At 65.5% G+C, this 8,588-nt stretch carries 8 protein-coding genes; 4 read left to right on the top strand and 4 right to left on the bottom strand.

Annotated elements, in window-relative coordinates:
* Window positions 1-440 (top strand): DUF4333 domain-containing protein (locus D6M19_RS16450; protein ID WP_234834886.1); only part of this gene is annotated, 440 nt, incomplete at its 5' end.
* Between the two features lie 4 nt (window positions 441-444).
* Here D6M19_RS16450 and D6M19_RS16445 read toward each other — a convergent pair.
* Complete coding sequence (locus D6M19_RS16445) at window positions 445-1,236, bottom strand: SDR family NAD(P)-dependent oxidoreductase (RefSeq protein ID WP_123026310.1); 792 nt, start codon at window positions 1,234-1,236, stop codon at window positions 445-447.
* 89 nt (window positions 1,237-1,325) lie between these two features.
* Here D6M19_RS16445 and D6M19_RS16440 point away from each other — a divergent pair, with 89 nt between their 5' ends.
* Window positions 1,326-2,051: a cutinase family protein gene (locus D6M19_RS16440; protein WP_123026278.1), complete on the top strand. Its 726-nt coding sequence runs from the start codon at window positions 1,326-1,328 to the stop codon at window positions 2,049-2,051.
* Window positions 2,052-2,061: 10 nt separating this feature from the next.
* Here D6M19_RS16440 and D6M19_RS16435 read toward each other — a convergent pair whose 3' ends face one another.
* The 3 genes from D6M19_RS16435 to D6M19_RS16425 form a co-directional block, all read right to left on the bottom strand.
* Window positions 2,062-3,015: an AraC family transcriptional regulator gene (locus tag D6M19_RS16435; RefSeq protein ID WP_123026277.1), complete on the bottom strand. Its 954-nt coding sequence runs from the start codon at window positions 3,013-3,015 to the stop codon at window positions 2,062-2,064.
* A complete protein-coding gene (locus tag D6M19_RS16430; protein WP_123026309.1) occupies window positions 3,008-3,814 on the bottom strand; it encodes an alpha/beta hydrolase in 807 nt (268 codons plus the stop codon). Before D6M19_RS16430 ends, D6M19_RS16435 begins: the two co-directional genes overlap by 8 nt.
* A gap of 114 nt (window positions 3,815-3,928) precedes the next feature.
* Entirely contained in the window at window positions 3,929-7,162 is a 3,234-nt protein-coding gene (locus D6M19_RS16425; RefSeq protein WP_234834885.1) for a BTAD domain-containing putative transcriptional regulator, read from the bottom strand.
* Window positions 7,163-7,475: 313 nt separating this feature from the next.
* On the opposite strand from D6M19_RS16425, the gene D6M19_RS16420 reads away from it, so the two are divergent.
* Both D6M19_RS16420 and D6M19_RS16415 read left to right on the top strand, forming a co-directional pair.
* A complete protein-coding gene (locus tag D6M19_RS16420) occupies window positions 7,476-8,150 on the top strand; it encodes a type 1 glutamine amidotransferase domain-containing protein (RefSeq protein ID WP_123026276.1) in 675 nt (224 codons plus the stop codon).
* A complete protein-coding gene (locus tag D6M19_RS16415; protein ID WP_123026275.1) occupies window positions 8,150-8,461 on the top strand; it encodes a putative quinol monooxygenase in 312 nt (103 codons plus the stop codon). The genes D6M19_RS16420 and D6M19_RS16415 overlap by 1 nt, the downstream gene beginning before the upstream one ends.
* Window positions 8,462-8,588: the final 127 nt, after the last annotated feature.

The raw sequence follows: 8,588 nt of genomic DNA, 5'->3' as shown, positions 1-8,588 counted from the left end.
TGTGTATAAGAGCGAGGCCGCCACCCCGATCCGGCCCGGCGCCATACCGGCCCAGCGCGCCGGTCAGGAATCGGCATGCGAAGGCGGTATCCGGTCGCCGCAGGGGCGGCCAGGTCGCGCTGTTGATCGCCGTTAGCGCCATCGCGATATCGGCGGGTGCCGTCGCAATCGTGTTCGGGCTGTCGAGACTCGACGTGCTCAAAGGCAGGGTGCTCAACGTGTCCAAGGCGGAGGCAGGTGTCCAGCGGATACTGCAGGACCCCACCGAGGGCTACGGGGTCACCAGCGTCACCGACGTCGTGTGCAACAACGGTGACGACCCGGAGATCAAGAAGGGCGGCACCTTCACCTGCGACGTGATCGTCGACGGCCGCAAACGTCAAGTGCTCGTGGTGTTTTCCGACGACAAAGGCACCTACGAGGTCGATCGACCTCGATAGCGATTCACTGAGGTAAGCCGAAGAGCGCAACCACCCCGTGGTCCCGGCCCGCGGTGTAGCCGCCGTCAACGGCGATCGCCTGACCTGTCACGAATGACGCATCGGGCGATACCAGGAACGCCGCCATGGCGGCCACCTCCCCGGGCCTGCCGAGCCGCGCAAGGGCGTGCTCGTGTGTGATCGAGTCCAGCGGGCCGGCCATCCCGTCAAGGCGAAAGACGCTGTCCAACATGGGTGTTGAGATGAACCCCGGGCAGACGGCGTTGGCGCGGATGCCGCTGGGACCGTAGTCGAGTGCGATGTTCTTGGTAAGCAAGACGACACCGCCCTTCGAGGCGTTGTAGCCGCTGCCGCCCGCGGTGCCTTCGAGGCCTTCGACGCTGGCGAGAGTGACGATCGAGCCACGCTCGCCGTCCACTCGCGATTGCTCGATCATCCTGGCCAGCGCGGCCTTGGCGACGAGGAACGTGCCGGTGAGGTTGATCGCGATCACGCGGTCCCACTCGGCCTTGTCGAGTAGATGGACCGGCCCTCCACTGGCGATACCGGCGGCGTGAACGACGCCGTCGAGTCGGTCGGGCACGGCCGCGAAGACGTCGGCGACCGCAGATTCATCGGACACGTCGGCCGTGACAAACGTGAATCGCTCGCCGAGGTCGGGCGGGTCATTGACATCGGTGCCGATCACGGTGCCGCCCTCGGCGAGTAGGCGTTGCGCGGTGGCCAGGCCGATTCCCGAGGACGCGCCCGTTACGACAAATGTTCGCGATCGCGCTCGATCGCCCTGTTCGGTCACGGCGATCAGCGTAACCACGCGGGATGATTTCGAGCCGTCTGCGGGTTCACATCGATTAAGCGAGCTTGACTAACCGAAAAGAGCCGACCATGCGCAGCCGCAGATTTGCCACACCAGTCCCCCGTACGCTGCGCTGGCTTGCAGCCGCCGTCGTTTCCGTCGCGGCACTCATCGGGCCACAGGCCACGGGGCTCGCGGCGGCCGCCGAGGATTCCTCCTGTTCAGACGTTGAGGTTGTCTTCGCCCGCGGAACGTTCGAGGCGCCTGGCGTTGGTGCGACCGGGCAGGCGTTCGTCGATGCACTGAACGCACGCCTCGGCGGAAAGACCGTCGAGACCTACGGCGTCGATTACCCGGCGTCGTTGGACTTCCAGGCCGCCGCGAACGGCATTGCCGACGCCGCCAACAAGGTCGAGGCGATCGCCGCCAACTGCGCGAACACCCAGATCGTGCTCGGTGGCTACTCGCAGGGTGCGGCCGTTGCCGGCTACACCACCACCGACACGGTGCCGGCCGGAATCGCGCTGCCCGACGGTGTCGCGGGCACACTCCCGCCCGCGATTGCCTCACACGTCGCGGCCGTCGTGTTGTTCGGCACCCCGTCGGACTGGTTTCTGAATCTCGTCGCACACGACGCACCGCCGATCACCATCGGTCATCTGTACACAGCCAAGACCCTCGAGCTGTGCAATACCGACGACCCGATCTGCTTCCCCGGTGGCAGCGACCGCTCCGCCCACAGCGCCTACAAGAGCAACGGAATGGCCGATCAGGCAGCCGATTTCGCGGCGCACGCGCTCACCACGCGGCTTTGAGAGAAAGCGCTCACACCAAGCTCGAAGGAAAGGCTGCAACCGTGCCGGGGAACATCGGCGCGTCGGAGTAATCGCCCGGCGTAGAACCAAACCGACTACGGAATTCCTTGATGAAGTGCGACACGCTGGTGTAGCCGACTGACCGGGACACGTCCGCCACGCCATGGCGTCCGGCTTCGAGCAGCTGACGCGCCCGATGTAGCCGCATCTCCTTCACGTACTGATAGGGCGGCCGGCCCGTCATTTCGCGAAAAGCCCGCGAAAAGGCCGACGCACTGAGGCAGACCTGCGCCGCGAGAACATCTACCGTCAGGGGTTCGGCCAGATGTGTGGAGATGTATTCCAATGCCGGTGCCACCGGGTTGGCCATCGCCTGATGGGCTGCGTGATGCAGAAGCCGCGCGCGTTGCTCGCGCTGAAGAACCCGATACACCAACTCCCGCAGGTGCAGTGGAGCAAGGACCTGGCGGTCAGAGCTGGCAGGCAGCGACGCCAGGAACCGCACAACGGTATCTGTCATGTCGTCGTCCAGCGGGGACACCGGGCATTCCTCGCCGACGCCGCGGGGCGTTCGGGCGACTTGGCGAATGTTGGGCATGCTCGATGCGACCGAGCGGACCAGCCACGGGTCGATCTCCAACACCAGGAGCAGGGCCGGTTGGTGAGGCGACGCCTCCAACACCCGGTGATGGAAATATTCGTGGCTGCCGATCACCGCATAGTCGACCTTGCCGGCGTGGGCAACGATTCCGATGGACAGCGACGTCACGTCGCCCCACCGCAACTGGGTGGGTCGGATGAAGCGGTCGACCGTCATACCCGGCCACGGGCCGCTGTTCGCGCCGTCTCGGTGGGCGTGCGCGCACAACTCGGCCACCAACCGCGCTGCGGCACTGCGGTGTAACCGGTACTCACTGAGATCACACTCGTTGTCCGATTGAAGAGTTCGGGCGGCGCTACTCACGGGCTTTCCCGGGGAACCCGTTGTCGATCAGCCAGGTCAGCGCGACGTCGGCGACCTCATGCCATCGGGCATCGATGGTGAGAGAATGCCCGGCGCCGTCAAAGGTGTGGAAGTCGGTGACGGCAGATGATCGCGCATACTGCTTGAAAGCGGCCCTGGCGGTGACAAAGGGCACGGTGTGATCGGCGGTTCCCGCTGTGATCAGGAGCGGGCCCCTTGTGCTGTTCGCGACGTCGACCTTGGCTGGGGAATTCGGAAAGAAGTTGGCCGACGCCGCTTCGAAAAGAGGCTTGCCCGGTGACGGGATGGACCACTGCTCCCACAGGGAATCAGACTCACGCTCTGTCAAGGTATTGCCGAATCCATAGCGAAATTGCTTCCGCGTCAACGCCTTTGCGCGGACGCGATTGAGAGGATTGCCAAGTACCGGGAATGCTGAACGCAGTTGTGCGAGCGGCAGCGGTTTGACACCCTTGATCGGGGCGGGATCGATAGCCACCGCAGCGGCCACCTTGTTCTGGCCGAGCAACTTCTGCGCGACCAGGCCTCCGAACGAGTGGCCGATGGCGATCGGTGGGGCGTCGAATTGCTCGATGACTGCCGCGAAGTGTCCAGTCACGTCGTTGATGCCGAAACCAGCTTGCGCATCGGCGTTTTCGCGGGTGGCCGCGGCGGTATCGGCTTCTCCGGGCCACCGTGGCGCAACCGCGCGGTAGCCGTTGTCGGCGAAGAACTCGATCCACGGTTGCCACGATGTGTAGGACACCCACAGCCCGTGTATCAAGACAATGTTTCCCACCACAACCGCCGTCCTTCACCATCGCGATACAGACCCGGCCGAATCTATTCCGACGGTCTTTACGGCCAGTGGATGCCGACTGGATTCGCTGCTGCCTGCACCTCGGAAAGTCGCTCAGCCGAGTTGGGTGAGGAACTGTTCGGCACGTCGAGCGAATAGCCGAGCCTCACGGTCCACGGACAGGGCGCGGGCCGCGGCAGCAGCGGCATGGACGACGGTGATGGGCTTCCCTTGTGCCTGCAGAAGCCGCGCACGCATCAGCAGAAGTAGACCCTCGGGGTAACGCTGGCCATAGGCGTTGAGGTAGAAGTCGGCGCGGTCCAAAGCAACGGCGGCTTCGGCCGTCGACCCGGCCGCCAGGTGCATCTCGGCGAGAAGCGCGTACCACGTCGCGACACACGAACGTGGCGGATCGAGGAGGTTGGCGGCGATGAGTCGCTGTGCCTCTGCGATTGGCGCCGCGGTCGCATCGGGTTCCTCGCCAGACACCACGAGAGCCCAGCATCGCGCCAGCCGCTGATAAGTGCCAAGGAAGGTGAAAGAGAACCCGGGGTCGACGGCGATGCCGCGTTCTGCTGCGTGCAGCGCATTGGCCGGGTCACCGACCATCACCGCGATCCTCACCGCCATGGTGGCCCAGATGGTGATTCGGTACGGGTTGTCGCCCGCGGTTGACTGCAGGGCGTCGAGCAGGACCTGCGCGGCGGCGACGTCACCATGTAATGCGGTCACCTCGGCGAGCAGCCCGGTCATGAGCAGTTTCAGATCCCGACGAACAGGGTCCTCATCGTGGCGGGCGAGATGAGCAAGCAGGGTTCGTTCAGACTGGCTCAGATACCGGAACGCCTCGCCAATGTTTCCGAGATCCCACTGGTGAATCCCCCACGCCTGCAGCCCATACGCTCGCACAATCGGATCCTCGGACGCGTAACCCTGGTCGAGCAGTCGGCGCGCCAATGGGCCGCTACGGTCGAGCTCGATACCTTGCGCGTGGGCGGCCCATCGAGAGTAGAGAAAACCAGTGGCCTCCAGCTCGCGGCCGAGTCCGCGGGCGAGGTGCTCTGCGCGCTCCAAGAGATCGAGCGCCGAGGCACCGTACATGGAGCGCATCCCCACCACCGCGGTCAGCTGCGACAGCGCCGACAGTTCGAGCTCAGCATGACGGGCTTTGCGCGAAACCTGCACTGCCGCGCGCAGATGCCGCTCGGCAGCCTCGAGCGCTGACTTCGTCGCCGCGCAGCTGCCTGCGCGCACCAGGGCGGTCGCCGTTCTTGCGGGGTCAGCCAAGGGGCCGGCGCAGGACAAGTGGTGCGCTAGCCGCTCGGCGACGGATTCGTCTTCTGGGCTTATGCGTTCGAGTGCATCGGCAATGCGAAGGTGTAGTTCAATCGCATGCCGCGGCAGCGTTATCCCTTCGACTGACTCACGGACCAGGTCATGCGCGAAGCGGAACGAGAACGGATCTTGGGGCGTGGGCTCCAGTACGCCAAGAGCTTTCAACGGTTCGAGGCGGTCGAGGCAGGCCGGGACATCGAGGCCGGCGGCTTGAGCGAGCAGGTCGACGCCGATGTCGCGGCCGATCAGCGCTGCGATCTGCAGAAGTTCCTTGATGCTTCCTTCGAGATCGGCCAGCCGGTCCCGGACGACATCGCGCACCGTGGACGGCACCCCCGTTGGTACCGCGGAACCAGCGGACAGCCCGCCACTGTCGGCGAGAAACCTGGACAGCTCCCGAACAAAGAACGGATTCCCGCCGGTGCGGGCGTAGATGCCAAGGGCGGCGTCGGAGCCGGGATCTCGGCCGGTCTCGCGGCGCACTAACGCAGCCACTTCGGACGGATTGAGTGGCCCGAGCCGGATGCGCCGGTGGCTCGGCACCCGGCTTGCGGCGGCGAGCGTCCGCCCGAGCTCCGTGCCGGGCGCAGGCGCATGGTCGCGCAGCGCACCAACGACGATGGTGCCGGCGGGAAGTCGCGCCGCCACGTGGTCGAACAACTCCAGTGACGTGGGGTCGGCCCAGTGCAGGTCGTCGATCACGAGCACCAGCGGCCGCTGCGCGGAGGCGGCCTCGCCGAGAACGGCGACGACTCGCTCGAACAAGCGGAATTGCGTGCCGCTGTCGGGCAGGAAGGAACCCGCCAGGATGCCCTCGCGCGGCTCGACAAGCCGCCCGAGATCAGTGTCGAGCCATTTCTCCTGAATCGCTGAGGGCAGGGCAGCCACGACGGCAGTGATCACCTGCACCCACGGCCACATCGATGGCGTCCCATCGCCTTCCAGGCAGCTGCCCCACACGACGAGCGCGTCGCGCGCGGCGGCTTCGTCTGCAGCGCCTTTCAGGAGGGTCGTCTTGCCGGCACCCGGCTCGCCCTCCACCACGACGAGCCCTGTTGAGCCGGCGAAGGCTTCATCCAGCATCTGCCGCATTGCCGCGAGTTCGGCAACCCGGCCGACAAGTCCACCTGCAGTTGGCGTTTCACGCTGCAGCAGGTCCTTGGCGGTCGACAAATCGCCGTGGACCTGTTCGCCTGCCAGACTCTGACTCAGCACGCGCCGGTGTGCGGCCTGCAGAGTCTGATCCGGGTCGATGCCGAGGTCTTCCGCGAGGCGAGCTCGGACCGTCCCGAACGCGGCCAGCGCCTCCGCCTGACGGCCGCAGGCCGCCAAGGTATTGATGAGAGCGGCGTGCAGGGGCTCGTGTAGTGGCGCCATGGTCGCGGCTAGCTGTAACGACGCCAACACCCGCTCGGGTCGACGTCGCGACACCGCAAGCTCAGCCGCCGCAACGCATGCGTCGAAGAACTCGCCGTCCAGCGCCGCGAAAATCGTCATCGCCGCCGGACCCTGTGCCAACCCCGCGCCTGCGGGGCCGGCCCACAGGCCGAGTGCCCGCACGTAGTGGTCGAGAGCTTCGTCCTCGCGGTGCTGCGTTACGGCTGTCTCGGCGGCCGCGACCAACTCGCGGAAGGTGACCAGATCCAGGGTGGCAGGGGCAGCCGAGAAGAGGTAACCGTTGCCGTGCCTCAGCAGGTGCGAACCGGTTTCCCGAGACGGTAGCGTCGGCTCCATCAACCGCCGCAATGCGCCGATGTATTTGTGGATGACGTTGATCGCGCTTGTCGGAGCTCCCTCACCCCAAACCAAGTCGAGGAGTTCAGTCGTGCTGGTCGGCCGTCCCTCTCGAGCCAGGAGCAAGGCCAGCAGATAGGCCTGTTGCCGGGGGCCGACGTCCAGCTCGACGCCCCCGCGCCAGACACGCAGGGGACCAAGGATTTGGAGGCGCACGGAACTGCTGACGGCCACCCCGTTGTCGCCGGGGGAATTGGCAGGACCGGTCGGTACGGCCACGTATGTCACTTCCGATGGCTGCTCAGCTGCTCCGACGAGCATACTGCGAATTTGCTGGTGTTGCGCTGTATCGCCTGTGTCGACGTTGTCGTCACTGTGCCGGACTGGACGCTCGGTGCGATAGCGCATTCGTGCTTAAAAGTTGTCCCTTCCTCGCCAACACCCTCTATGAGATCACCCACCTGCGCGACTTCGTGCTGTCATATCAGGACGTCGGGCGACGCCGCAGCGCAACCGGACACCACATGGCTGCGACCACCGCTTGCTCGAAGACGCTTGACGGACTTGTCGTTTCGAAGCCGAGGAGAGAGCTGTGAGTGTTCCCTACGTCCTGTTCGTCGCTACGAACGCCGCGGTGATCGGCCCACATAACCGGGCAACCGGATTCTTCTTCCCAGAGATAGCCCATCCTTTCGAAGCGCTTGACCGAGCAGGCATCGCTGTCGAGTTCGCCTCTCCCCAAGGTGGAAAGCCGCCAGAAGACGGCTTCGACGCCGAGGATGCCGGGCAGACCGAGTTTCTCGGCAGCAAGGCCTACCGGCGCCTGTCGCGGAGCCGCAAGCTGTCCGAAGTCGACGTGCTCGACTACGACGCAGTCTTCTTCCCCGGCGGGCTGGGACCCATGGTCGATATCACCGGCAACCCGGAGGTGCAGGCCGTCGTGACCCGGGCCTGGAACGCGGGCATGATCGTCTCCGCTGTTTGCCACGGGCCGTCGGCATTCCTGGGTGTCACCGTCGACGACGGCGCGCCGTTGGTGCGCGGCCGAAAGCTCACCTCGTTCTCGACCGCCGAAGAAGACGGGTATGCCGACCAGGATGTGCCGTTCGACCTCGAAACCGCGCTGCGCGAAGAAGGCGCGTTGTACGAGGCGACCGATCCTTGGCACCCGAAGGTGGTCGTCGATGGGCGCCTGATCACCGGCCAGAACCCGCAGTCGGGAGCTGTCGTCGGAGAGGCGCTGGTCGAGCACCTCAAGCAGATTTGATGGGAACGGATGAGCCGGTCGTGGTGGTCGCCCACTGGCAGACCACCGCGGCGTCGCTGGACACCGTGCTTGCACACGTCGCTGCGCTTGCGCCCCAGTCGCTCGGCGAACCGGGATGCCTCGGGTATGAGGCTTTTCAGCGGACGGATGACCCCACGGCGCTTCTTCTCATCGAGCATTACCGCGACAGCGCCGCCCTCCAGGCACACCTGAGCTCTTCGCACTACCAGGAGCTGGTCGGCAGACGCATTCGCCCGTTGCTCACCGACAGACGAGTGGAGTTCCTCCGGCCGCGGGAAGCGCAGACGTGATGCCGCCACCGTGGTCTCGGCGCAAAGAGCCTGTGCTGCAGCCTTAGTGGGGCATCGGGGGGCAAATTGGCGCCGAGGGTCGAACATATGTTCTAATGACTCTCTGCGCCACCCTCTCACTGCGGGC

Origin of the sequence: Mycolicibacterium stellerae, assembly GCF_003719305.1 — a bacterium.
Taxonomy (GTDB): Bacteria; Actinomycetota; Actinomycetes; order Mycobacteriales; family Mycobacteriaceae; genus Mycobacterium; species Mycobacterium stellerae.
Note: the sequence above shows the minus strand (reverse complement) of the source record. Positions and strands in the feature narration are given on the sequence as shown.

Bases quoted from the DNA above. Each gene is read 5' to 3' on its own strand.
- D6M19_RS16440 (WP_123026278.1), top strand. From the start codon at position 1,326: ATGCGCAGCCGCAGATTTGCCACACCAGTCCCCCGTACGCTGCGCTGG.
- D6M19_RS16415 (WP_123026275.1), top strand. From the start codon at position 8,150: ATGGGAACGGATGAGCCGGTCGTGGTGGTCGCCCACTGGCAGACCACC.